Source organism: Crassaminicella indica (assembly GCF_019203185.1).
GTDB lineage: Bacteria > Bacillota > Clostridia > Peptostreptococcales > Thermotaleaceae > Crassaminicella > Crassaminicella indica.
Window position 1 is genome coordinate 337,866 of the sequence record NZ_CP078093.1, and the last position, 26,458, is coordinate 364,323.

Annotated in this window: 22 protein-coding genes; all 22 read right to left on the reverse strand. The window is 32.1% G+C overall.

Annotated elements, in window-relative coordinates; translation table 11 throughout:
• Positions 1–8 precede the first annotated feature (8 nt).
• The gene (locus tag KVH43_RS01765; protein ID WP_218283197.1) at positions 9–605 is read right to left on the reverse strand and encodes an XTP/dITP diphosphatase; all 597 of its coding nucleotides are present in this window, start codon (positions 603–605) and stop codon (positions 9–11) included.
• The gene (rph, locus tag KVH43_RS01770; protein WP_218283198.1) at positions 598–1,371 is read right to left on the reverse strand and encodes a ribonuclease PH; all 774 of its coding nucleotides are present in this window, start codon (positions 1,369–1,371) and stop codon (positions 598–600) included. Before rph ends, KVH43_RS01765 begins: the two co-directional genes overlap by 8 nt.
• Before the next feature lie 145 nt (positions 1,372–1,516).
• Entirely contained in the window at positions 1,517–2,545 is a 1,029-nt protein-coding gene (locus KVH43_RS01775; RefSeq protein WP_218283199.1) for a GerMN domain-containing protein, read from the reverse strand.
• An 80-nt stretch (positions 2,546–2,625) separates the two neighbouring features.
• Positions 2,626–3,147: a DUF2179 domain-containing protein gene (locus KVH43_RS01780; protein ID WP_218283200.1), complete on the reverse strand. Its 522-nt coding sequence runs from the start codon at positions 3,145–3,147 to the stop codon at positions 2,626–2,628.
• A 132-nt stretch (positions 3,148–3,279) separates the two neighbouring features.
• Positions 3,280–4,644: an N-acetylmuramoyl-L-alanine amidase gene (locus tag KVH43_RS01785; RefSeq protein ID WP_218283201.1), complete on the reverse strand. Its 1,365-nt coding sequence runs from the start codon at positions 4,642–4,644 to the stop codon at positions 3,280–3,282.
• 190 nt (positions 4,645–4,834) lie between these two features.
• Entirely contained in the window at positions 4,835–6,928 is a 2,094-nt protein-coding gene (locus KVH43_RS01790; RefSeq protein WP_218283202.1) for an N-acetylmuramoyl-L-alanine amidase family protein, read from the reverse strand.
• A gap of 204 nt (positions 6,929–7,132) precedes the next feature.
• Positions 7,133–7,717 carry a hypothetical protein gene (locus KVH43_RS01795; protein ID WP_218283203.1) on the reverse strand — a complete coding sequence of 195 codons (585 nt, stop codon included), beginning with the start codon at positions 7,715–7,717 and terminating at the stop codon, positions 7,133–7,135.
• Positions 7,718–8,052: 335 nt separating this feature from the next.
• Positions 8,053–9,672, reverse strand: a complete 1,620-nt coding sequence (locus tag KVH43_RS01800; RefSeq protein ID WP_218283204.1) for a peptide ABC transporter substrate-binding protein — start codon at positions 9,670–9,672, stop codon at positions 8,053–8,055.
• A 203-nt stretch (positions 9,673–9,875) separates the two neighbouring features.
• Complete coding sequence (locus tag KVH43_RS01805) at positions 9,876–10,856, reverse strand: ABC transporter ATP-binding protein (protein WP_218283205.1); 981 nt, start codon at positions 10,854–10,856, stop codon at positions 9,876–9,878.
• The gene (locus KVH43_RS01810; RefSeq protein WP_218283206.1) at positions 10,856–11,878 is read right to left on the reverse strand and encodes an ABC transporter ATP-binding protein; all 1,023 of its coding nucleotides are present in this window, start codon (positions 11,876–11,878) and stop codon (positions 10,856–10,858) included. The genes KVH43_RS01805 and KVH43_RS01810 overlap by 1 nt, the downstream gene beginning before the upstream one ends.
• 16 nt (positions 11,879–11,894) lie before the next feature.
• Positions 11,895–12,821 (reverse strand): ABC transporter permease, encoded by a 927-nt coding sequence (locus tag KVH43_RS01815; RefSeq protein WP_420829642.1) that lies wholly within the window; start codon positions 12,819–12,821, stop codon positions 11,895–11,897.
• A gap of 12 nt (positions 12,822–12,833) precedes the next feature.
• Complete coding sequence (locus KVH43_RS01820; RefSeq protein ID WP_255547788.1) at positions 12,834–13,754, reverse strand: ABC transporter permease; 921 nt, start codon at positions 13,752–13,754, stop codon at positions 12,834–12,836.
• Between the two features lie 587 nt (positions 13,755–14,341).
• Positions 14,342–15,988, reverse strand: a complete 1,647-nt coding sequence (locus KVH43_RS01825; protein ID WP_218283208.1) for a peptide ABC transporter substrate-binding protein — start codon at positions 15,986–15,988, stop codon at positions 14,342–14,344.
• A gap of 113 nt (positions 15,989–16,101) precedes the next feature.
• Positions 16,102–18,099: an NAD-dependent DNA ligase LigA gene (gene ligA, locus KVH43_RS01830; RefSeq protein ID WP_218283209.1), complete on the reverse strand. Its 1,998-nt coding sequence runs from the start codon at positions 18,097–18,099 to the stop codon at positions 16,102–16,104.
• A 14-nt stretch (positions 18,100–18,113) separates the two neighbouring features.
• Positions 18,114–20,303, reverse strand: coding sequence for a DNA helicase PcrA (pcrA, locus tag KVH43_RS01835; RefSeq protein ID WP_218283210.1), 2,190 nt, complete (start codon positions 20,301–20,303; stop codon positions 18,114–18,116).
• 216 nt (positions 20,304–20,519) lie between these two features.
• The gene (locus tag KVH43_RS01840) at positions 20,520–21,623 is read right to left on the reverse strand and encodes an NAD/NADP-dependent octopine/nopaline dehydrogenase family protein (protein ID WP_218283211.1); all 1,104 of its coding nucleotides are present in this window, start codon (positions 21,621–21,623) and stop codon (positions 20,520–20,522) included.
• A 765-nt stretch (positions 21,624–22,388) separates the two neighbouring features.
• Complete coding sequence (locus KVH43_RS01845) at positions 22,389–22,838, reverse strand: cupin domain-containing protein (RefSeq protein ID WP_218283212.1); 450 nt, start codon at positions 22,836–22,838, stop codon at positions 22,389–22,391.
• Between the two features lie 26 nt (positions 22,839–22,864).
• On the reverse strand, positions 22,865–23,968 hold the full coding sequence (eutH, locus tag KVH43_RS01850; protein ID WP_218283213.1) for an ethanolamine utilization protein EutH: 1,104 nt from the start codon (positions 23,966–23,968) through the stop codon (positions 22,865–22,867).
• Positions 23,958–24,401, reverse strand: coding sequence for a hypothetical protein (locus tag KVH43_RS01855; protein WP_218283214.1), 444 nt, complete (start codon positions 24,399–24,401; stop codon positions 23,958–23,960). The genes eutH and KVH43_RS01855 overlap by 11 nt, the downstream gene beginning before the upstream one ends.
• A 66-nt stretch (positions 24,402–24,467) precedes the next feature.
• On the reverse strand, positions 24,468–25,220 hold the full coding sequence (locus KVH43_RS01860; RefSeq protein WP_218283215.1) for a cobalamin adenosyltransferase: 753 nt from the start codon (positions 25,218–25,220) through the stop codon (positions 24,468–24,470).
• Positions 25,221–25,277: 57 nt separating this feature from the next.
• Positions 25,278–25,562: a BMC domain-containing protein gene (locus tag KVH43_RS01865; protein WP_218283216.1), complete on the reverse strand. Its 285-nt coding sequence runs from the start codon at positions 25,560–25,562 to the stop codon at positions 25,278–25,280.
• Positions 25,563–25,782: 220 nt separating this feature from the next.
• Positions 25,783–26,439 carry an ethanolamine utilization microcompartment protein EutL gene (eutL, locus tag KVH43_RS01870; RefSeq protein WP_218283217.1) on the reverse strand — a complete coding sequence of 219 codons (657 nt, stop codon included), beginning with the start codon at positions 26,437–26,439 and terminating at the stop codon, positions 25,783–25,785.
• Positions 26,440–26,458: the final 19 nt, after the last annotated feature.

Below are 26,458 nucleotides of genomic sequence, written 5' to 3' on the forward strand. Positions count from 1 at the left end.
ACTTCCTCCTAAAACAACTCTGCCAATCTTTCTTTTAATTGTTCTAATGCTCTTGCTCTATGACTAATTTTATTTTTTATTTCTGGTCCTAATTCTGCAAAGGTTTTATCATACTCAGGTACAATAAACAGCGGATCATATCCAAACCCACTTTGACCTTTCTTTTCAAAGCCTATAAATCCTTTGCATTCTCCTCTTACACTTATTTTTTTACCATTAGGAAATGCTACAGAGATAACCGATACAAATCTTGCTTCTCTTTCTTCCATAGGTACATCTTTTAACATACTCAATAATTTTTCATTATTTTTTTGATCTGTTGCTCCTTCTCCTGAAAATCTTGCAGAGTATATTCCTGGCCTGTTTCCTATTGCCTTCACCTCAAGACCTGAATCATCAGCAATAGCAATAGCTCCTGTTTCTTTCATAACCTCTACTGCCTTTTTCATAGAGTTTTCTTCAAAGGTTTCTCCATCCTCTACTATTTCTAGCTTTTCTAATCCAACCTCATCCATACTTTTTATATCTAAAGGAAAATTTTTTAGGATATCTTTTATTTCTTCTAATTTATGTTTATTTTTAGATGCAATCACTACTTTATTCATTTGATTCCTCTCCTATCTCTTCTTCATTAGCTTTTCCAATTAATTCATCTATTGCTCCTAAAGCTTCTTTTTGCATTTTTATAAGTTCCATATTTCCTTTTTCAGCTAGTTCTAAAAGCTTATTAAGCTCTTGTCTGCTAAAAGGTGCTTCTTCTCCTGTACCTTGTACTTCTACAAACTCCTTTTGATCTGTCATAATAACATTCATATCTACCTTAGCCTTTGAATCCTCTTCATAGCATAAATCAAGTACAGGCGTACCCTCTACTACCCCTACACTTATAGCTGCTACATAATTTTTTACAGGAAATGATTTTATTTGCTTTGATTCATAAAGCTTATATAATCCTTGTGCTAAAGCTATAAAAGCACCTGTTATAGATGCTGTTCTTGTACCTCCATCAGCCTGTATTACATCACAATCTATCCATACAGTTCTTTCCCCTAAATCTTCTAAATTTATTACAGAACGTAATGCTCTTCCAATCAATCTTTGGATCTCTTGAGTTCTTCCATCAACTTTCCCTCTGCTAGATTCTCTTATCTTTCTAGTTTGGGTAGATCTTGGAAGCATCCCATACTCTGCCGTTATCCAACCAGTTCCCTTTCCTTTTAAAAAAGGAGGAACTCTATCCTCTATAGAGGCTGAACATATTACTTTTGTATTACCCATTTCTATAAGTACTGAGCCTTCTGCATAGGCTAAATAATCTTTTGTGATTGTAACTTTTCTTAATTCATTTTCTCTTCTACCATCAAATCTCATTATTTCATCTCCTATCTTTAATGGTTATCACTATAAGTTATTGTATCATATAAACCAATCTATTACATCTTTCTTTAGTGTATCCTTTCTTCAATTCATTTATTTCTATGTACACAACAAAAAACCAGTGGTCTCCCACTGGCGCTTATTCATATTGATTCGCAAAGGTTGGTACAATAATAGGGTCTTCCTTATTTTCTGTTCCTAAATTCAACTCTTTTCCATCTACAAATAATTTTACTCCTGCAACCTCTGGATATTGCTCTTTTATAGTCAAGCCAAATAATTTAGCTATACTTTGTGCTGCAACCTTATTATCCACAGCCTCTAATATTTCTTCAGAAAGATTAATACACGCTATACTTTCATTCATGTCTACACTAACTACACGAGTTCCTTTTGGAATCTCACTATATAAGCCTAATCCTTCTGGTGGACCTTCCACTAAAGCATCTAATGCATCTAGCATATTTGCTGGTGTTTCATGGTTTTTTTCTACATCTTTTGTAACAGGTACAAAATATGACTCTAATCCATTTGCTGTTCCTTCATAGTATACAACTACTTTGTTCTTACTATAATTTTTACCTACATAATTAATATTATCTCTTGTAAGAGCTGTTGCTGTTTTTGTTCCAAATTCAAGCTTTTCAGGAATTTTCCCATCAATCATCAACTGAACACGATCAATAGTTGGAAATTCCGTTAACGTATAAGTCACTGCTTTGACTAATGCTTCTTCTTCTTCTTTACTAACATAATTCAGAAAATCACTTGTAAAATCTACTTTACAAAGACCTTCATGAATACTCATTCCTCGTATTTCTGTGTTTGCTGGAATAACCGGAAGCAATCCAATTTCTTCAATATCCTTTCTATTAGCAGGATTATCAATCATTGCTCTTAATGCTTGCTTAGCAATACCTCTGCCTTCTGTCCAGGGTATTTTTCTCATAACAGGAATTAAGAACCCTTTATCATCTTTATAATATAAAACAGTATTTCTCAACTCATTATCCTTTTGTGCATCATTAAGACTTTCAACAATATTTGAATCACTTTGTTCTTCATTTTCAAATAATCCTTTTACCATTTGAATTGGATTTGCACATCCAGTAACCCCTATCATCATGCATAGTATTAAACCTACTGCAATTACTCGTTTCACCTTCATCCCCTTCCCTCCTTAACAAATGTCTCTATAAAATTATATTAACGAGGGAAGCATACTATGTCTAAAACTATAAATTTATATTATTTTCTTTTCATTCTTTTTAAATAGCCACCTTGAATATGCTTCGTATCCATTATAGTAACAAATGCATTTTTGTCAAATTCATTCAATATGTGATTTAGTTTAGGAAGCATTGTTCTTTGCAAAGCAATATTAAGGATATGTCTAATTCCATCTTTTCCATATCCTTGTATCACTGTAACACCAAAGCCTTCCTTTCTCAATAAATTAACCAATATTTCTTCATTTTCCTTTGTAATAACTTGTACAGTTACATTCCCTATAGCCATCTTCTGCTCTAAATATATCCCTACAATCTGTCCAGTACCAAACCCTAATGCATAAGCAATTAAATTTCCTATATGATCTAAATGACTCATCACTTTTGAAAGAACGGTAATATATATCAATATCTCTACAATTCCTAAAGCAGCTGCTTGAAATTTTTTTCCCCTAACCATTAGAATTGTTCTCACAACACTAATAGACACATCTGCAATTCTTGAAGAAAAAATTAATAAATAACCTAAAAATAGTTCCATTTTATTTCCTCCTTTTTATTTTATCCTAACTCATTATATACTTGTTTTTATATTTGAAGAAGTATATTTTATTAGAAACATTTATAATATTGCAACAATTACTTCTAAAAAAAGATGCTTAAATGCATCTCTTTAGTTTAATCGTTCATCAAAATATCTTTTGATTCCATTAAATAAAGCTTGAGCAGCTTTTTGTCTATATTCTGTTGTACGAATCAAATTTCCTTCTGCTGGATTTGAAATAAACCCAACTTCCGCAATGACAGCAGGCATTTTTGTTTCTCTAATCACAACAAACTCTGGTTCATTTTTAATCCCTCTATCCTTTGCTTTTAAAGCTTTAATCATTTCTTCCTGTAATGTTTTTGCAAATCTTTTACAATCTCTTGTTGGATCATCAACATACAGCATTTCAACTCCAGACACTTTTTTGTTTTCAGCATAATTATAATGCACACTCACAAATACAGCAGCATCTAATTCATTGGCTACTGCTGGTCTTCCATATAAATCAAGAGTTGTATCATCTGTTCTTGTCATATAAGTTATAAAACCTGATTTTTCTAGTAAATCATTCAATCTTTTTGCTGTATCTAAAGTCAACTCTTTTTCTACTAGATTTAATGCACTATTGTGAGTACCTGGATCTTTGCCTCCATGACCTGGATCAATAACAATAATTTTCCCACGATATGAAGAAGATAAATTCGTCTTTTTATTCGTATAAACAAGAATATCTGTTCCTTCATGCTCAACAAATATATTTTTTAAGCTTTGTCCATCTTCTATATCTAAAACAATACGAACAATCTCACCATCTATATCATTTGCAAACTGTGCTGTCCTGATTCTCTTTACACCACCTTGTTTAATAGGGATTTCATTTTTATCAATGTTTAGTCTAGCGTTTAATACATCTATAACTACTTTATTTCCAAAATCCATAATATTATATACAGGCTGCTCTTTTGTATGAATAACAATTACATCTGAATTGTTTCTTGTTTCTAAATTTATGTTGTTTACACTGTTCAAAGCTTCTTCTATTTTTTCACTATTTGGAAATTCTACCTGAATGGCACTAAGCTCATTATTAAATGCTACATGATAATCTTTTTTCATAGCTAGATCAATGACAATTCTGCTAACATTTCTAGGATAATCTTCAAAAATAGAACCTCTAATATCCATTATATGATCCATATTAATTTCTTTTTTTATGATACCGCCATTACCTGTAAAGCTTGGATCAGTCATATTGAATTTAGCATTGGGGATATCTATTATTAAACGATCATTCCCTCCAAACCTGCTCCCTGGTAAATACATGGTATTGTATGCTACTAACCCTGTAGTTTTAATAAGTATTTTAGACGTAGAACCGTAATGATCATATGTAATATCTGTTATATATTGTTCAAGCTTTGCTCCAAAGGAAATTGTACTCATTCCTAGAATAATAGTAAATATAAGCAATATTGAGAATAATCGCTTCATCATTTTTCCCCCTACTTTAATACTAATTGACTTTATTCAACACTTTATGTATCATTCGACAGCTTTATCCTACTGATTACATTTATATCATCTACATGAAACTTATGTCAATTTCCTTTTAGCAATTGTCATTGAGATTTAATATTGACTATGAAAAGCTAAAAGAGATGCACATATTTGCGCATCTCTCTTATTTTAACAGTACTTCATCAAAATATCTTTTTATCCCATTAAATAAAGTTTGAGCAGCTTTTTGTCTATAGCTTTCTGTAACAATTTTCGCTTCCTCTCCAGCATTAGACATAAATCCCATTTCCGCTAATATTGCAGGCATTTTTGTTTCTCTTATTACAACTAATTTAGGTCGATTATGAATGCCATGATCAACAGCCTTTAATCCTTTTACCATTTCATTCTTTACAATTCTAGCAAAAGTTTTATTATCTCTTGATTTATCTTCTCCATTATAGAGTACTTCTACACCTCTAATTTTAGGATTTGGATGCCAATTATAATGCACACTTACAAAAGCATCTGCATTTAATCCATTGGCAATAGCTGCTCTTTCATATAATCCTACATATGTATCATCAGCTCTTGTCATGTATGTAGAAAATCCTGCTTCCTCTAACAGCTTATTTAACTTTTGTGCTGTATCTAAAGCAATATGTTTTTCTTTCAATCTACTACTAGAAGCTCCTGGGTCTTTCCCACCATGACCTGCATCAATAACAACCATTTTCCCGCTATATCTAGAATTTTCTATTTTTTTATTCTTAAATTCAACTTGAATATTATATTTTTCATCATCTACTGTTTTAATTTTGTATGTTGTTTCATCTTGTAATCTAATTGTTATATGATAATATTTGCCATCATCATCAATTGCTATAGATTTCACCATACTATCATCTATATTCAACGTAGTATCTGCTAGACTTATTTGATCTTTTGGAACTTTTAATAATAATTCATGATTATTATCATTATAATCTTCATCATACATATCTCTTTCTTCTAAAGATAATTTTAAGATAGATTTATTTACAGCTTCCTTTTTATAGCTAAACCCTTGAAGTGGCTTACTATTCACATACACTAATATGTCCATTCCTTCATCTTCAACAAATATGTTTTCAAAGCTTTGTCCCTTTTCAAGGTCTAATACAACTCGAACAATTTTATCATCCTTATCATAATTATCATCAGGATTGAATTGAGATATTCTTATCCTTTTTACTCCATTTTTAGAAACTAAAATATTATTTTTATCAAACTTTAATTTAGCATTTAATATATCTACAACAACACGATCTCCTAGATCTATCACATTATATGCTGGAATCTCATCTGTATGTATCACAATTGCATCTGCATTATTTCTATTTTCCATCTTTATACTTTTGACAGTATTTAAGAAATCTACTTTTATTTCATTATTTTCTTCATCAAAAGTAACATCATAACCTCTTGGTAAAGCCAAATCAATAACAATCCTAGTTACATTTCTAGGACTCTTCTCAAACAAGGAAGCTCTAATTGTCATAACACCCATATCATATACTTTTTTCTTTATCTCACTTCCTTCTTTTATAAGCGATGGATCATTTATATCTATATTTGTATTTGGAATATCTAAAATTAATCTATCAGTTCCTCCAAATCTGCTTCCTGGTAAGTAAAGAGGAGACAACTTTACTTTTCCTGTAGTCTTAATAACTACTCGGGGAACATCTTTATACTCTCTGAACTCAATTCCAGTGATAGACTGCTTAGGTAAATCAACTGTTGCTGTAGTAGTTTCTTGTATCCAATTTACATCCATGCCAAGCTGTTCTGCTATGAAACGTAAAGGTACCATTGTTCGATAATTTCCTTGATATCCTAATAGCTTTGCAGGAACTCCATTAGGAAGTGAACATTCTTTTCCATTTACTATAGCTTTGGCACTGTCAATTTTTAATACTATAGTTTTTTCTTCTGCTAGAATAGTCGCTTCTTTATTCTTTTGGTCCCATTCTATTTGAGCACCTAGATTTTCAACAACAAATCGAATAGGAACTAATGTGCGACTTTTTCCTTTTATTGTATAAAGAAGAGATGGAACATCTGTATAAATATCTCGTCCACCCATCAAAAGATTGACAGCATATACTTCTTGTAGCTTTCCAGACATACCATCTGTAATCTCTACAACTGTTCTTTCTTGCTTTGCAGCAAAAGCAGTAACACTCATTCCTAAAATCATAATAAACACCAGCAAAACCGACAGTAATCTCTTCATTTTTTGTCCCCCTATTATTTTCAGTATTTTATGTACATTTATATTAATTTCAATAGTTTTACTCTACATAAACAGTTATATCATTTTGCTAGAACTTATGTCAACTTGCTTAACACAATTGTAATTGAGTCTTAATATTACACATAAAATAATGCAGGCTCATGTGTTAAAGCCTACAATTTTAATCCTTCATCATACTTTTATTTATAAACAAAATATCCTTTTCCACTCATCCACCTTAAGCATTCTATGATCTGAAATAATATACTCAATGCTAATATCTTTAGGATCTATCTCATGCATTATAAGCACTTCAGCATCATATCCCTCTATTAGATCAACTCTAGCTTTTAAATTTTCTTTAAAGCTCAATGATGTTTCCCAATATGATTTCAAAAGATTCTTTCCTTTTATATCTAAATATTTTTTACACGCTTGAAAGTCTTCAACATTTTGAAGTATATAAGGTTCATAAATTTGATTTGCACAATTTTCATTAGCTACCCAACACTTTTCTTCATCGATTTTAATAGACAACACCACGCTATGAGAATGAAACTTATGATTTTTAGGATAATTTATACTTGCAAAAATAGCTCTACTTCTTATTACCCAACTGGGTATATAGTGTGGTTTTTGTTCATCTATCAATTCATGAAAGCCATCATATTTTGTTTTATAAGTTTCTTTATCATCAAAATTTATGCCTGCTTTTAATGTTTTCTTTAAATCTGTAAGTTCTATAATATGATAAATCACACGCGTTTCATTGTAATCTGGAAAAAGCATATTCAAATACCCTCCTAAAATTTCTAAAAACTAATCTTATAGTATGATTTTTTCATCGTTTCTATACAAATATACATTTTTTTCAATACATCAATTTTATATTTTTTAAAAATACTATTATTAGGAGGTTGATCGGATGATTAACATTAACTGCTCTTTACCCTGCTTTTTTGAAAACGATGGAAAATGTGCTTTTACTCATATAACCGCTCTCTCTTTAACACCTCATCCTGAATGTGCATATTTTACACCAAAGACTTCTTTCATTAATAAAACTCCATCTTCTAATTTTATGCATAACAAAGCCGAAGATTAAATCTTCGGCTTTGTTTTTATTATTCTATATATGCACGTCCAAAGAACCAATGTCCCATTTTTGTTTTTTCCCAATTCTTTACATGCTCACTTACCATTTGTGGTCTTGTATAATAATAAATTGGCATAACGATCATCTCATCCATCATCAGCTTTTGAGCATCATATAAAAGCTTAAACCTTTCTTGTCCAGTTAATATTTTTGAATCTTCGATTAATTTATCATATTTAGGACTATTCCACTGTGCATCATTATTTCCTGAATATGATAGCCATAAATCAAGCATAGTCATAGGATCAGCATAATCTCCCAACCAACCAGCTCTTGCAATAGAAAAGTTACCTTGATGTCTTGTATCTTGGAATACTGCCCACTCTTGGTTTGCAAGCTTCACATCAATCCCAAGATTTTCCTTCCACATAGCTTGAATAGCTTCTGCAACAGCTTTGTGGGATTCACTTGTATTATAGATCACTTCAATCTCTGGAAATCCTTCTCCATTAGGATATCCAGCTTCTGCTAATAATTTTTTTGCTTCTTCTACCTTTGCAGCATTTGGATCAATCCCATAATCTCCTGCAACTTTTTGGAACTCTTTTCCTTCTGCATCTAATAATCCTGGTGGTGTAAACCCTGTAGCAGGAATTTGTCCTCCTTTTGTTACCTTCTCCACAATCGCTTTTCTATCTATTGCAAGGGATAATGCTTTTCTAACTCTTACATCATCTGTAGGTGCTTTTGTAACATTAAAGATATAATAATATGTTCCTACTTCTGGCCATATCATAAATGTAGGATTTTCAGCTTTAAGTCTTGGTATTTCTTGTGTTGGCAAATCATCAATTATATCGATTTCTCCTGCTTCATAAGCTGTTAAAGCTGTTGATTGCTCAACAATCATAAGAGCTTCTATTTTGTCTATTTTGACATCATCTGCTTTCCAATAGTTTTCATTTTTCTCAAGAATAATTCTATCTCCCATGATATAATCTGCCAGTTTAAATGGTCCGTTGCTAACAGCTATTTCAGGATTTCTAGCCCAACCTTTTGGATCCTTTTCTACCATATCTTTTCTTACTGGCATATAAGTATAAAAGGTCGTTAAATTAAGAAAATATGCTGTTGGCGCATTAAGAGTTACTTCCAAAGTTTTATCATCTATAGCTTTTACAGCTACATCATCTAATGATCCTTTTCCTTCATAAGCATCTTGTGCACCTTTAATATAGAATAGTTGGAATGCATACTCAGATGGTTCTGGAACTAGATTAGGATCTAACGCTCTTTTCCAAGCATACTCAAAATCTTGTGCACGCACTGGCTTTCCATCTGACCATTTTGCATCTCTTAAATGGAAAGTATAAGTAAGACCATCATCAGATACATCGTAGCTTTCTGCCATAGCTTTTTCAAGCTTTCCATCTCTTTCTCTCATCAGTCCTTCAAAGGTATTATTAATAATATGACCACCATCAGAAGCACTATTTAGCTGAGGATCTATTGTCTTCGGCTCTGAACTTATATTCCATCTTAATACTACTTCTCCTTTCTTCTCTTCTGGTTTATTTCCTGTACATCCAGTCAAAGCAGTAACAAATAATATAACCACCAATATAAAAGCTAAACTTTTTTTAAACAATCATATCCCTCCAATATTTTATATTTTTCATAATCTTATTATAAACAATTATTTCAATCAAAAGACGGTTTGCTTCTTAATTCACCTCCTTATAAATGACCATCTTAAAAATATTTTAAATTAAATATTTAAAAAATATTCAATAGGTTATTACAAGTTCTTAATGAGATGAAATTATCTGAAATCTTTTCGTAAAAAAAATTTTATAACAAATGACATGCTGCCATATGTCCACCACCTATATCTTTCATGATAGGTTCATTTTCAGCACATTTCTTCATTGCATGAGGACATCTTGTGCAAAATCTACATCCTGAAGGAGGATTTAGTGGACTTGGAACATCTCCTTTTAATAAAATTCTGTGCTTCTCTTTTGATATATCAGGATCTGGAATTGGAATAGCCGATAGTAAAGCTTTTGTATATGGATGAGCAGGATTTTCAAAAATTTCGTCACTGTCTGCAATTTCAACTAATTTTCCAAGATACATAACTCCTATGCGATCTGATATATATCTAACCATTGAAAGGTCATGGGCAATAAATAAATAGGTCAGTCCTAGTTCTTCTTGCAAATCGCCTAGCATATTTACTACCTGTGCCTGTATAGAAACATCAAGAGCTGATATAGGCTCATCACATATTATAAATTCTGGCTTTACAGCTAAAGCACGCGCAATACCTATACGCTGTCTTTGTCCTCCACTAAATTCATGCGGATATCTTATAGCATGATCAGGATTTAATCCTACTTTTGATAACAAATCATGGATAATTTCTGTTCTAAGCTTTCCTGATGCTAAATTATGAATATCTAAAGCTTCTCCTATAATATCACCAACAGTCATACGACTATTTAAAGATGCATAAGGATCTTGAAAAATCATCTGCATTTTTTTTCTAAAGGGATGGAGTTCTCTTTCATTCATCATACCAATTTCCACACCATTAAAAATAATCTCTCCTTCTGTAGGCTCATATAAACGAATAAGCGTTCTTCCTGTTGTTGATTTTCCACAACCTGATTCTCCTACAAGCCCCAATGTTTCCCCCTTTTTAATATAAAAGCTCACATCATCAACTGCTTTTACATACTGTATATCTTTTCCAAAGAACCCCTTTCTTATTGGAAAATATTTTTTCAGATTTTTCACTTCTAGTAAAATATCATCATTTTTTTTCATTATATCCTCCCCCTCTTTACACCAGTATCTACTTCAACTTGAGGAGCATTTTTATGAAGGAGCCAACACATAGAACGATGACCTTTTTCTTCCTCAAAATAAGGTGGCTTCATTTCTTGACAGATTTTCATTGTATAAGGACATCTCTCTGCAAAAGGACATCCCTTTGGAGGATTTAATAAATCTGGAGGTGTTCCTTCTATTGGAACCAATCTCTGCTTTTCCCCTAAATCCAATCTTGGAATAGACTTTAATAATCCCATAGTGTAAGGATGCTTTGGATTGTAGAAAATTTGTTCTGTAGTCCCTTCCTCCATAATAAGCCCACCATACATCACAATAATTCTTGTACATACATCTGCTACAACTCCTAAATCATGTGTAATCAAAATAATAGAAGTATTAATTTTTTCCTTTAAATCCTTCATGAGTTCTAAAATTTGTGCTTGTATGGTAACATCTAGTGCTGTTGTTGGTTCATCTGCTATGAGAAGGCTTGGCTCACAGGATAGTGCCATAGCAATCATAGCCCTTTGTCTCATGCCTCCACTAAATTCATGCGGATAGTTATCTATCCTTTTTTCAGGAGATGGAATCCCAACAAGCTTTAACATTTCTACTGCCTTTTCTCTTGCTTGCTTCTTACTTAAACCCTGATGGTGCCTTATAGCTTCCATTATCTGATTTCCTATAGTATATACAGGATTCAAAGAAGTCATAGGGTCCTGAAAAATCATAGCCATTTCATTTCCTCTAATACGCTGCATTTCTTTTTCAGACATATTGACAACATCTTTTCCTTTAAAAGTAATTTTTCCATCTACAATTTTGCCTGGATACTGAAGGAGTCTCATAATAGACATTGATGTAACACTTTTGCCACTTCCAGATTCTCCAACAATTCCAATAGCTTCTCCTTTATCTAAATGAAAACTTACACCTCTTATAGCCTTGACTTCTCCCACATGAGTAAAGAAAGAGGTATAAAGGTCCTTTACTTCTAATATTTTTTCATTTTTCATTATTTTCACCCCTTTTCTATTTACGAAGACGTGGATCTAGGGCATCTCTTAAGCCATCACCTAAAAAGTTAAACGCAAGCATAGTAATACAAATAGCTATTGACGGGAAGAAAAGCTGATATGGATAAGAACGAAGACCTCCTAACGCATCACTAGCGAGTGATCCCCACGAAGACATAGGTGCTGAAACTCCAAGTCCTATGAAGCTTAAGAATGATTCTGTAAAGATAGCACTTGGTATCTGCATAGTCATAGTTACAATTATTACACCCATAGCATTTGGAATCAAATGTCTATAAAGAATCCTCCATGTACTTGCACCTAATGTTTTAGCTGCTAGTACATATTCTTGTTCTTTTAAACTTAACACTTGCCCACGTACAATTCTTGCCATTTTCACCCAATAAATTGTTCCTAGTGTAATAATAATACTCTTTAAGCCTGAACCGATTACAACCATCAAAATAATAGCATATAGCACTAAAGGAATGGTGGAAATAACATCTACAATCCTCATCATAACATTGTCAATTTTTCCACCCATATATCCTGAAATACCTCCATAAAGCACCCCTATAAAAAAGTTCACTAATGTCGCAATAACCGCAACAGTCAAAGAGATTCGTGCACCATATAAAACCCTTATAAACAAATCTCTACCATGAGCATCTGTTCCAAACCAATGTTCACTACTTGGTCCTTCATTACCTCTTAAAAGATTTTGTTCAGAATACGTGTATGAAGAAAAAATAGGACCAATAATAGCAAAAGCAAATATAATAATGATCATAAAAAGTCCTAGCATAGCCAATTTATTTTTCTTAAGTCTTCTCCAAGCATCCTGCCAATAGGTCATACTTGGACGAACAATTTTTTCTTTTTCTCGATCTTTCATTCCAATAGGCTGCCACATATCCTGTGGAATTTTATTTAGTTCCATCATCTAAGCTCCTTCCTATTTATCTATTTTAATTCTAGGGTCTATAAATCCATATACAACATCTACAACTAATACCATAACTACTAAGAATATTGCATAAAATATTGTCATCCCCATTAATACGGTATAGTCACGATTTCCAACACTTTCCACAAAATGTTTCCCCATACCAGGGATAGCAAAAATTCTTTCTACTACGAATGATCCTGTCAATATTGCTGCTACAAGTGGTCCTACATACGTTACAACAGGAATTAATGCATTCTTCAACGCATGCTTTACGACTACTGTAAATTCAGGAAGCCCCTTAGCTCTCGCAGTTCGAATATAATCCTGCTGAAGCACCTCAAGCATACTAGAACGTGTTAGTCTTGCAACAAAAGAAAGAGAAAATCCACTTAAAGCTATAACAGGTCCAATATAATGCTTCCATGTCTTTAACCCAAAGGATGGAAGTATTCCAAGCTTCGAACTAAATATATAAATGATTAATGTTCCTAATACAAAGCTTGGTATCGTTACACCTAAAGTAGCAAAAAACATAGCCAATTGATCCTGCCATTTATTTTGCTTTAGTGCAGAAATGATTCCAATAGGTACACCTAATATAAGAACAAGGATAACAGCAAGTCCACCGATTTTAGCAGAAATAGGAAATCCCTTTTCGATGAGTTGATTTACCGTTACACCCGTACGCTGAAAGGATGGTCCTAAATCTCCTCTTATAACATCTCCAAGATAATCTATATATTGCTTCCATAATGGTTGATCAAGCTTATATTTTGCTTCTAACGCTTTAATAACAGCAGGCGGCAATGCCTTTTCTCTCGTAAAAGGTCCTCCTGGTATAGCATGCATTAAAAAAAATGTAATAGTAATGACTAATAATAACGTAATAATCATTGAAAATGTTCTATTTGCAATAAATCTACCCAAATTATTCACCCTCCTTTTAAAATTTCAATCGAATATTATAAATCTATTTTTTATGCTATTTACACCTCCTACTTATAAATTTTATTACAAAATGTTTCACATTTATCATTGAAACTATTTGTTCCTTGTAATTCGTTTTTCAGATAATTTTTATTTTTTATTCATTGTATGATGTATTATTAATAATAACTGAATTTTTTAGACAATTCAACCAATTAGAGTTAATCTATTTCTTAAATATTTGTAACATTTTCTAAACCTATTGATATAACTAAGTTGTGCATTTGTAGCATACTACACTCCTATCAAATCTTAAATTCTTAATTTCATTTTAATATTTGCATATCAATTAAGTTTATTTAATTTTTATTCATTTTTGTTTTTACACTGTTCGTGCTACTTGCACATTTTAATGCATTTTCTTTCATTTTGTTCGTGGTTTGCATACAATTGTAAATAACACCCCTACCTTTTTAAAAATCTTTCTTTTTGTAGTTTTCCCTCACTTTTTTTGAATATGTGTCTATTTGATAATATATAAAGAAAAAGAATTCTTTTGAAATAAGAATTCTTTTTCTTTTAAAATTTTATCGTTCTATTGATACATATCCAAAGAACCAGTGTCCCATTTTTGTTTTTTGCCAATCCTTCACATACTCTTTTACCATTTGTGGTCTTGTATAGTAATAAATTGGCATAACTATATTTGTATCCATCATTAAAGCTTGTGCTTTATAAAGCAATTCAAATCTTTCTTTTCCTGTTAATAATTTTGATTTTTCAATCAGCTTATCATATTCAGGATTATTCCATTGACAATCATTATTTCCTGAATATGATAACCATAAATCCAGCATAGTCATTGGATCAGCATAATCTCCTAACCAACCAGCTCTTGCAATCTGAAAATTCCCATGATGTCTTGCATCTTGGAATACTGCCCACTCTTGATTTTGAAGTTTTACCTCTATACCAAGATTTTGCCTCCACATTTCTTGAATGGCTTCGGCAATAGCTTTATGTTTTTCTAGCGTATTATAAATAACTGTAACCTCTGGAAAGCCCTTTCCATCAGGATATCCAGCTTCTGCCAATAATTTTTTTGCTTCTTCTACCTTTGCATCATTTGGATCTATTCCATAATCTCCTGCAACCTTTTGAAATTCTTTACCTTCTGCATCTAATAATCCTGGTGGTGTAAAGCCTGTAGCAGGTAATTCTCCTCCCTTTGCAATTTCTTCACAAATGGTTTTTCTATCAATTGCAAGCGTCAATGCTCTTCTAACCCTTATATCATCTACTGGTTTTGCATTTACATTAAATATGTAATAATATGTTCCTACTTCTGGCCAAATCATAAATGTTGGATCTTCTTTTTTAAGTCTTGGTATTTCCTGCACTGGTATTTGATCAATCACATCTAACTCTCCTGCTTCATAAGCTGTTAGAGCTGTTGACTCTTCTACAATCATCATCGCTTTAATCTTATCAAGCTTAACCTTATCTGCATTCCAGTAATATTTATTCTTTTTTAAAATAATTCTATCTCCCATAATGTAATTCTCTAAACTAAAAGGACCATTAGAAACTGCCAATTCAGGATTTCTAGCCCAACCCTCTGGATCCTTTTCTACCATATCTTTTCTTACTGGCATATAAGTATAAAAGGTCGTTAAATCAAGAAAATATGGTGTTGGTGCACTAAGAGTTACTTCCAAAGTTTTATCATCTTTGCATTTAATTGATACATCATCTAATGATCCTTTTCCTTCATAAGCATCTTGTGCCCCTTTAATATAGAATAATTGAAACGCATACTCTGATGGTTCTGGAACTAGATTAGGATCTAACGCTCTCTTCCAAGCATACTCGAAATCTTGTGCACGCACTGGCTTTCCATCTGACCATTTTGCATCTCTTAAATGGAAAGTATATGTAAGTCCATCATCAGATACATCATAGCTTTCTGCCATACCAGAAATAAGTTTTCCATCAATCTCCCTCATCAAGCCTTCAAAAATATTATTGATAACATGACCACCATCAGAAGCACTATTCAGCTGAGGGTCTATTGTCTTTGGCTCTGAACGTAAATTCCATCTTAATACAGATACATTCTTCGTTTCTCCTTGTACTTCATCTTCTTTCTGCTTATCACTACTACCTACACAGCCTGTAAAAACTGTAATGATTAATATCATTACTAAGAATAATACAAAAAATTTTTTTGACATGTTCATTCCCTCCTTTACTTCTTCTTTATTTCCTTATTACATTCTATGCAATCTTGTCCCATTCATGATAACTTTTTCACGACAAAAAAAAAGATGCACAATAAGCATCTTTCTTACTGAATCATCTGTTCAAATTCTTCTTCACTAATAACTTTTATTCCAAGATTATTTGCTTTATCTAATTTCGACCCTGCTTCAGCTCCTGCCAATACATAATCTGTTTTTTTACTTACACTACCAGAAACTCTTCCACCTAAATCCTCTATTATTTTTTTTGCTTCACTTCTTTTATACTTTTTAAGTGTTCCTGTTAAAACAAATGTCAATCCTTCAAATTTCTTTTCTATTTTATCATTCTCATCACTCTTCTTAATAGCCTTCATATTTACCCCAGCAGTTCTTAGCTTTTCTATGATCTCAAGGTTTCTATCCTCTTTGAAAAAAGCTACAATACTTTCTGCCATTTTATGTCCAATTTCAGGAATATTTGTTATTTGTTCCTCACTTGCATTCATCAATACATCCATACTACCAAAAGCGTCTGCTAAGAGTTTAGCTGCTCTTGATCCTACCAATTTAATGCCTAATCCAAAAATTACGCGATCTAAATCATTCTTTTTAGATTTTTCGATAGCATTTATTAAATTTTGAGCAGATTTTTCTCCCATTCTCTCTAATGGAAGAATATCTTCTTTTTTTAAATAATACAAATCAGCAGCATCTTTAATTAAATTATTTTCTAAAAGCAATGTAACAATAGACTCTCCAAGCCCATCAATATTCATAGCATCTCTAGATACAAAATGAATAAGTCCTCTTCTTAATTGAGCAGGACAAGCAGCATTTATACATCTTGTAACAGCTTCTCCTTCTAATCGAACAGTTTCTTCTTTACAAACAGGACAAATAGTAGGCATACTAAATTGTTTTTCATCTCCTGTTCGTTCATCAAAGAGTACACGTACTACAGCTGGTATTACATCTCCAGCCTTCTCTATAATAACCGTATCTCCAATACGAATATCCTTTTCTTTAATATAATCTTCATTATGAAGTGTTGCTCTACTAATAACAGAACCAGCTACTCTTACCGGTTCAAGCTCTGCTGTCGGAGTTAAAGCTCCTGTTCTTCCTACCTGAACAGTAATATTTTTTACCTTTGTCTTTTTCTGCTGAGCAGGAAATTTATAAGCAATAGCCCATTTTGGACTCTTTGATCTTAAGCCAATCTTTTCTCTTTGATATAAATCGTTCACTTTAATAACTAAACCATCTATATCAAAAGCTAGCTGACTTCTTTTCTCTGCCCATTTTTCACATTGCTCTATAACTTCCTTTATACTTTGACAGACTTTATACATAGAAGTTTTAAACCCTAATTTCTTTAGATATTCAAAGCCTTCGGTATGTGTATTAATATGCATATTTTCCATTCTTTGAATGTTAAAAACAAATATATCTAAATTCCTTTTGGCTGCTACTTTAGGGTCAAGCTGTCTTAAAGAACCTGCTGCTGCATTTCTAGGATTTGCAAAAATAGTTTCTCCTTTTTCTGCTTGTTTTTGATTCAATTCTGCAAATTTTTCCCGGGAAATATAAACTTCTCCCCTTACTTCTATGTCAACTTCCTCTTTTAATCTCAACGGAATAGTTTTTATAGTACGCAAATTCTTCGTAATATCTTCTCCTACAAATCCATCCCCACGGGTAGCACCTTGTACAAATTTACCCTTTTCATACTTTAATCCTACTGACAATCCATCAATCTTTGGTTCTACAACATATTCTATTTTATCACCAATAATTTTTCGAATGCTTCTATCAAAATCAATTAAATCTTCTTTATTGTATGAATTACTAAGACTTAGCATAGGTACACTATGCTGTACTTGACTAAATGCTGATAATGGTTCTCCACCAACTCTTTGAGTTGGTGAATCATCACGAATCAGCTCTGGAAAACTTTTTTCTAAATGAATTAATTCATCCATCATTTGATCATATTCATAATCTGTAATTTCTGGACTATCCAGTACATAGTATTTATAGTTATGCTCATTTAGCATTTCTATTAATTCATCTATTTTACTACGTGCTTCTTCTCTATTCATATAAGCCACCCTTTCTATAACACAGTAATTGGTGCATATTCCTTTATGAACTTTTTAATACCAGCATGATCAAAAGCAATAGTAAGCTCCGTATCGTTTCCTTTCTTCTTAACAGATATAACTGTACCTATTCCAAATTTGTCGTGCTTTATTTTTGTACCGGGCTTTACTTCCTTCACTCCTGTACTGCTAACATTTTTTTGTATGGTATTATTTATACTTGTACCTCTGTAAATACCGGGTGACGGTGCTAATACCATTTTATCTCTTCTTAACATTTCTTCTTTATCTCGATCAATTAGCTCCTCTGCAATTTCATCAATAAATCTAGACATTGGATTGTAGTTAGTTCTCCCGTATAGCATTCTCATTTTTGCATGTGTTAAGAATAATACTTCCTCAGCCCTTGTAATACCTACATAACAAAGTCTTCTTTCTTCCTCTAACGCTCTATCATCTTCTAACGCTCTTGCTGTAGGGAATATTCTCTCCTCCATCCCTACAAGAAATACAACTGGAAACTCAAGTCCCTTTGCACTATGTAGAGTCATAAGCACTACTGCATTATCCTCATCATCCATTTTATCTAAATCAGAAACTAATGAAATGTTTGCTAAAAACTCTTCTAATGTTTTTACTTCACTGTTTTTTTCAAAGTCCATAGCAACAGATAAAAATTCTTGTAAGTTTTCAATCCTTGACTGAGCTTCTACTGTATTTTCCTTCCTTAGCTCATCCAAATAACCTGATTCCTCTAATACATTTTTTATTAAATCAGTTACACATATCTCTTCCTTTTCTAAACCAAATTTTGTAATCAACATGACAAAATCTCTAATCCCAGCTTTTACTCTTCTTGAAAAACCATCTATCAATTTATCATCTAATAATACGCTAAAAATACTCTCTCCTGTTTCATTAGCAGCGTCTTGTAATTTTTCAACAGTTCGATCCCCAATTCCTCTTTTAGGAACATTTATAACTCTTTTCAAGCTTACATCATCTACAGGATTTTGAATCAAACGCAAATATGCCACAATGTCTTTAATTTCTTTTCGATCATAGAACTTTAATCCCCCATAAATGCGATATGGAATACCTGCTTTCATAAGAGTATCCTCTAGCACACGAGATTGCGCATTAGTTCTATAAAGCATAGCAAATTCTTTATAATTTCTTCCATCAGCCTCTACCATAGCTCTAATTTGATTGACAACAAACTGGGCTTCATCATGTTCATTATTAGCACGATAATATCTTATGATCTCTCCTCTATCTTGTGATGTCCATAATCTTTTATCCTTTCTTCCGTAATTGTTTTGGATTACACAATTTGCAGCGTCTAAGATATTCTGCGTAGAACGATAATTTTGCTCTAGCTTTATTACTACAGCATTTTTAAAATCGTCTTCAAAATTTAAGATGTTTCTTATATCTGCCCCTCTCCAGCTGTAAATACTTTGGTCATCATCCCCCACAACACATAAATTTTTGTGCTTGTCTGCAAGCATAGATACTAATTTATATTGTAGCTGGTTTGTATCCTGATACTCATCTACCATAATATATTGAAATTTATTTTGATAATAACTAAGAGTCACTTTATCCTTTTCAAATAATTCTACAGTCTTAAAAATCAAATCATCAAAATCTAATGCATTATTCTTTTTTAATTTTTTCTGATAAAGTGTATAGATTTTTCCAATCGTCTCCATCTGAAAATCTCCTGCATACTCTTTATCAAACGCTTTTGGCGTAAGCATTTTATCCTTTGCTTCACTAATACGACTTAATACCATTGGAATAGGATATAATTTGTCATTAATATTTAACTCTTTATAGCATTCTTTTAAAACTACCTTTTGGTCTGTTGCATCATATATGACAAAATCTCTTGTATAATCTATTTTTTCAATATCACGTCTTAAAATCTTTACACAAGCTGAATGAAAAGTACTCACCCATATATCTGTAGGGCGTCCTAATAAATTTTCTACTCTATATTTCATCTCTTTAGCTGCTTTATTAGTAAAGGTAATAGCCAAAATATTTCCTGGATAAACCCCTAATTCTTCTATTAAATATGCTATTCTATGCGTTAAAACTCTAGTCTTTCCTGAGCCAGCACCTGCTAATATAAGTAGTGGTCCTTCTGTTTTCAAAACAGCCTCTCTTTGTGGAGGATTTAACATGGATAAATCCATAAAAAGTCTCCTTTCTTTTATACATTCTTATCAAATTTTTCCGTCTATATGTAGCTTCTTCATTGTCATTTTAAAACTTCGATAAAAAATAGTATATCATATTTTCTGTACTTTCAGTAGGGGATACGAACATTTGTTTTATGATTGCAAAATTGTGTAAAAAAAAAGAATGATTATACTCATTCTTTTTGTAAATGAAAGAACTAATCTATGCTTTTAATATTCATACCCATTTTGTAAAAAATCTTTTATTTCTTTTAAATTCATCCCATTAAGTCCCAAATCTTCAACTGTATATCCTGTTTCCCAATAATTTTCATCCTTTAATGATGATGCTAAAGTTACTACTGAATCCATTACAGGTGTTTTTACTCCCACTACATGTCCAATATTAGATAATAGTACTAAAGAACAAGGAGTATCTTCTGTTAAATATCGATCATTTAAATCCTTAGGACCTTTTAAATCTCTAAAAGATTCACTATCCCTATAGCATTCATAAAGGGTTTCTCTTTTTGGTACATACCCCATCTTATATAATCTATCTTTCACATCAATAATTTTATAACCAAATTTTTTACAAATTTCCTGTCTTTCTTTATCAATTTTTTCAATTACCTTAGCAACAGATGGTGTAATTCCCTCTTTATAATGATAATGTTCTCCTTTGAAATACTCTATTTTTCCAGCATTTAAGACAACAGGAGCTGGATGAGATACAGGATTTCCATTGTTTAAAGATGTTTCTAAAACATCATGAACTAATTCTACAGATGGATAAATCTTTTTTACAATATTGTACATTTCCTCGTTGTATTTCCTCGGAAAAGCCGCAAAATATAATTTGCTACATTCTAATAATATTTTTACACTAGTTGGTCCTGTCTTCCTACACGCATATGGTAATGTATGCATTTCAGCTATTTTCACTCCAGCTAGTTTTCCCTTTTCATGCAATACCTTCGATACAATCAGCGCACCGCCTGTACTCCCCGGCGCTAAAACAATTCTATGTCCTCTTTTCAAATATGGAGCAATCTCTTCTGCAAATTTTTTCAATCCATATGCTGGAAGCACTGTCATAATTAAATCCGTATCCTTTATCGCATCCTCTAAATCTGTCGTAACCTTATGAATATCTGCTTCCCCAGTTTGTCCAACACCTGTCAGCACTATTCTTTTTCTTTTAAACAATTCCTCTATCCGACTTGCATATTTTTTATTGGCATATAAAGTAATTTCATACCCTTTCAAAGTCAAATCTGCAGCTGCAGCAAAAGCACCATTTCCTATTCCGATAATTGTTATTTTTTTTACCACCAAATCACCTTCCTTGAAAAAAATAATAAAAAATCCATGCTAATTCATATTTTCTATAACATTAGCATTAAAAAATTATTATAAAAAATCATTATTGCACTTGGAAAATAATTATTTTGCTACACAAGATGTCTATATTTACAGGAGAGCAACAGAAGAACAAAGGAGAGTTTTGAAAAAGCTTGTATTTTAAAGATTAACTTATTTCTCGTATTATGATAAAATTATACCACATTTTTCATTATTTTTCAAAAATTTAGTATATAATATATAGGTAAACAACTTTAAAATGAAATATAAAAGATAGTTCATTCCAGATAACTTTTGAAAAAACAAAACTTCATTTCATGAAAAAATACTAAACCTTCAAAACTCACTTTGTTCAAACAATGAAGGTTCTTAACGTATTTTTTATGAAATTTCAGTAAGTTTTTTTACAAAAGTTATCAAAGTCATTCACTTATCTTTATATATTTCTTTTTTTATGTTGATGTTGTTTACTTATAGGGATCCAACTTCAAAGTTTAATTATTTATAAAAGCTTTTTGCATATACAATAGACTTCATTTTGTCTTTAAGAGAATTGAGTTTTTGGTAAACTGATGAAAAATCATTAAATAATTCATCTTCTGAACACCTAGCTACTGTTTGATGAATTATATTTTTAACTCTTTTTTAATTTCTTGAGTTGGATCACTATATATTAAAAACATAATTTAAAAATAGCTGGGTACTCCCAGCTATTTTCTATAAAAAATTATAACTTTACTGTTCAGACCAATTTGCAGGAAATACTATATAAATAAATTTTGCATATTCACTAGCAGAAAACTGAATAGAAGAATCTTTAGGGATAAATATAATATCTCCTTTATTTCCAACAACTCTTCTTCCATCAATAACAATTTCTAAAGTTCCTTCTAAAATCACATCTACCTCATCATATTTGAGAGTCCAATCAAAGGTTGAAGCTTTCATTTCCATCACACCACAGCCTAATCTTGGACTTTCTTTTAGTGTTAAAACATCTTTTAGAAAAACTTTATCTTCAGCTTTTCCTGTGTCAAATTTTTCGAGCTTTACAGTAGATGTCTTAACAGCAATTACACCGCTAGGATCTATATGTTTTTCAAATTTATCTTGTGAAATATTTATTTTTTCCATAATAATTTTCCTTACGATTTCCTCAATCATTTTAGCATCTATATTTTGCATAAAAGCATCTCCTTTCAATTCATTACCTATTCAATAGTTTGGGTAGTTTTATTTTCATCAGCAGTCATATAATAAGCAAGCATTACTGCTGTTACACCTGCTACTAATTTCCCAACAATCATAGCAGCAATCATATCTTTGTTTACACCTGCTGCAAATCCTAAATGATCCCCAAATACAAAAGCTGCACTTACTGCAAAGGCAACATTAATAACCTTCCCTCTATTATCCATATCCTTCATCATACCGAACATAGGAATATTATTTGCAAGGGTTGCAATCATACCTGCTGCTGCTATATCAGACATACCCAATAATGCTCCAACTTTCATTAATGGTTTTTTAAGTACCTTTGTTATTACAACAACTAATGGATATGCTCCTGCTAAAACAATTGCAATACTTCCAATAATTTGAATTCCTTCACTAATAGGTGCCATTCCATGAATAATAACAATTTTTCCTCCTGTCAAGGTTTCGACAATAATAGAAGCTAAACCTACAGTAATAACAGCTGTTACCCCTTTACCAAAGTAATTAAATCCTGAAATCATTTTTCCTGGAATCTTCCATAGACCAATTGCAATAAGTATAGAGAATATAATAATTGGAACTAGATTGCTTAAAACCATACCAATTGAAAAACCCGCAACCAGTCCACCAATAAAACAACCTATAGGAATCGTGATCATTCCTGCAAGAACACCTTTTGCTAAAAATGGCTGATCCTGCTTTTGAATAATTCCTAACGCTACTGGAATAGTAAATACAATTGTAGGACCCATCATAGAACCTAATATCAAACCTGCAAATTCTGCTGCTTCCTTTGTATTAGCCATCTCATGTGCTAACGGATATCCTCCCATATCACATGCCAATAAAGTAGTTGCAAACATAGATGGATCTGCTCCTAATTTTGTATAAATAGGTACAATAACTGGCTTTAAAACTGTTGCGAGTACTGGAGCTAAAGAAACAACCCCTACCATAGCCAAAGCTAATGCTCCCATAGCATTAAAGCCTTCTTCAAACTGCTCTCCTAATCCATATTTATTTCCTATGATTCTATCTACTGCGCCTAAAAGCATAAATCCGACCATGATATATAAAATAATATCATTAATGCCCATTCTTCAATCCCCCCTTATTTATAATCTCCTCATGTGGTGAAGGAATAACAACAACTTCTATTTTATGTATTCTAATAAAGTCCTTTGCTAATGGAGAAATAATAGTTTTTTTCCCTACTTGAATCCCTCTTTTTCCATTTTTATATATTTTTCTTAAATCCATCTCTGAAATAAGCCTTTTATGAGTAAAATCTATCACTTCTTCATCGCATTCATTTTTAGTTTCATATGCTGGTTCTTCTAAAGGCATTCCTTCAATCTTTTTATTATTTATTTCTTCTAAAACGATATTTTTTTCCTTTATAGACTTATCCTGTTCCTTCTCACATTCTAAAAGATATTTTTTTTCATCTATCTGTTCCAAACTATATAAGCTGCGTATTTTTTTCATTACTTCTCGTGTTACAGCCTCAACAAAACAATTTACATCCATTATCATCTCTCCTTACTAAGAACAATTCATTGCTATCCCTAAAGGAGTCATATTATTACCATCTCCCTATTTATACTTTTGAGCTAACAGCTTCAACATCATAATATAAAAACAGCTACTTAACCGATTCAGTAATCTTAAAATATCTTTTCTTTTTATATCACCTTCTCTATCTTTAAATGCATTTATAGCTGCTATTTCTGTTTCCCTTACAACTGTTCTTAGCTCATTTAAAACAATAAAGCATTCTCCTTCCTTGTAGGAAGGGTAAAAAATATGGTCCACGCCTAAATACTTTTTAGGATTATGAGATTTTTCTCTTATTTCATCTAGACTCATTCCTAACAAACTATGTTCTTTAATTTCTTCATCCATTACTTCTGCACGAAGAATCCTTCGTACAACATCCATAATCTCTTCTAAATCCTTTAATAAATCACCCTTTTTCTCTTTAAAAGCAACAAACTGAGCATAAAGAATTTTTGCTTCTAAACTGTCTATTTTACCTCTGAATAAGATACGAGGATGATCTTTATCTACCAGCTTATTTCCATATATCTGTGTCATATGCTCAGGCTTTTTTTCAATAAATCCACCTGAGATACATTCAAATCGCGGGAAAAATTCTTTTTTATCTTCTTCCTTATCATATTTATCTTTTTCTTTTAATATCTCATCTTCATACACAAGCTTAATATTTCTATCACTAAGATAAGTACTTGCAGCAGGGGTAATAATATCATTTTTATTTATTTTAAAAGTTTTAATGTTTTGATTTCTCAATCGACTTCGCAGCTTAGCTTCGGTTAATACACTCATATTGTCACATCCTTTTAAATTGGATATACTCCCGGACTTTTACATCCGGGAAATGGATTAACCTTCAAGTTTTGGTAAAATGAATTCTACTTCATTATGTGGTCTTGGAATTACATGTACAGATAATAATTCTCCTACTCTTTCAGCAGCAGCAGCTCCTGCATCAGTAGCTGCTTTTACAGCTCCTACATCTCCTCTTACCATTACTGTTACAAGTCCTCCTCCTACTAAAACCTTTCCTATTAATGTAACATTTGCCGCTTTTACCATTGCATCTGCTGCTTCTACTGCTCCTACCATTCCTTTTGTTTCTATCATTCCTAATGCATTTGTATTTGCCATAATCATTCCCTCCCCATATTTTTTTATATGAACAACGTAAGAATCAAATAATGAAGTATAAAAAGATAAGAGAACACCTCTGATAACATTACTTATCCATATTTAACTTTTCTAATACTTTAGAAACAATCATTGTAATAATCTCTTCATTTTGCTCACAATAATTTTTTATAATATGTTTCTATCATACCTATTGCAGCTTTTGTCATTTTAAATCACCCTAATACTCTGATGGATTTTCAGCAACAAATTTTACTGCTGCAGCAAATGCATCACATGCTGCTTTACATGCTGACTGACTTCCAGTTAAAAGGCCTCCTCCAAAATTTGTTTCTGATGGTGGTCCAAAGAAGGTTTTTAATTCTACTGCCGCAGCTTTCATAGCAGCATCAAGTCCATACATAGCTTCTAATGGAGGTGCAATCAAATAAGCCAACGCCTCCCCTTCTTTTATTCCTGCTGTCTCTGACAGATATGAACCTGTTCTAGAAATGCACTGTGCATAATATGGAATAGAATCATCATCATTTGCACTATAGAAGGTTGCCACACCACTTTCAATAAAATCTACAGCAGCATTTAGTCCACTTCGTACCTCAGCTGGTGTAGGCCCTGCTAAAATACCTATAAATTCTCCAGCCAACTTCGTACTTGCATTAGCAGCTCCTGCATACATAGATTTTGCATATACAACTGCTACAGCTGCTTTTTTTGTAGCCTCATCTATAGCTGTATACCCTACATCATCGCAGTCAGTAGTAATTAATCCTAGACTTTTATGTTCTGGTTTTAACTCTAAAGCTTTTGCCACTTCTGGATTTATATTTGGAATGATCTTTACACTTAAAACAGTGGTTTTTAAAGGATCATTTTTCATCTTTACTCCTCCTATTTAT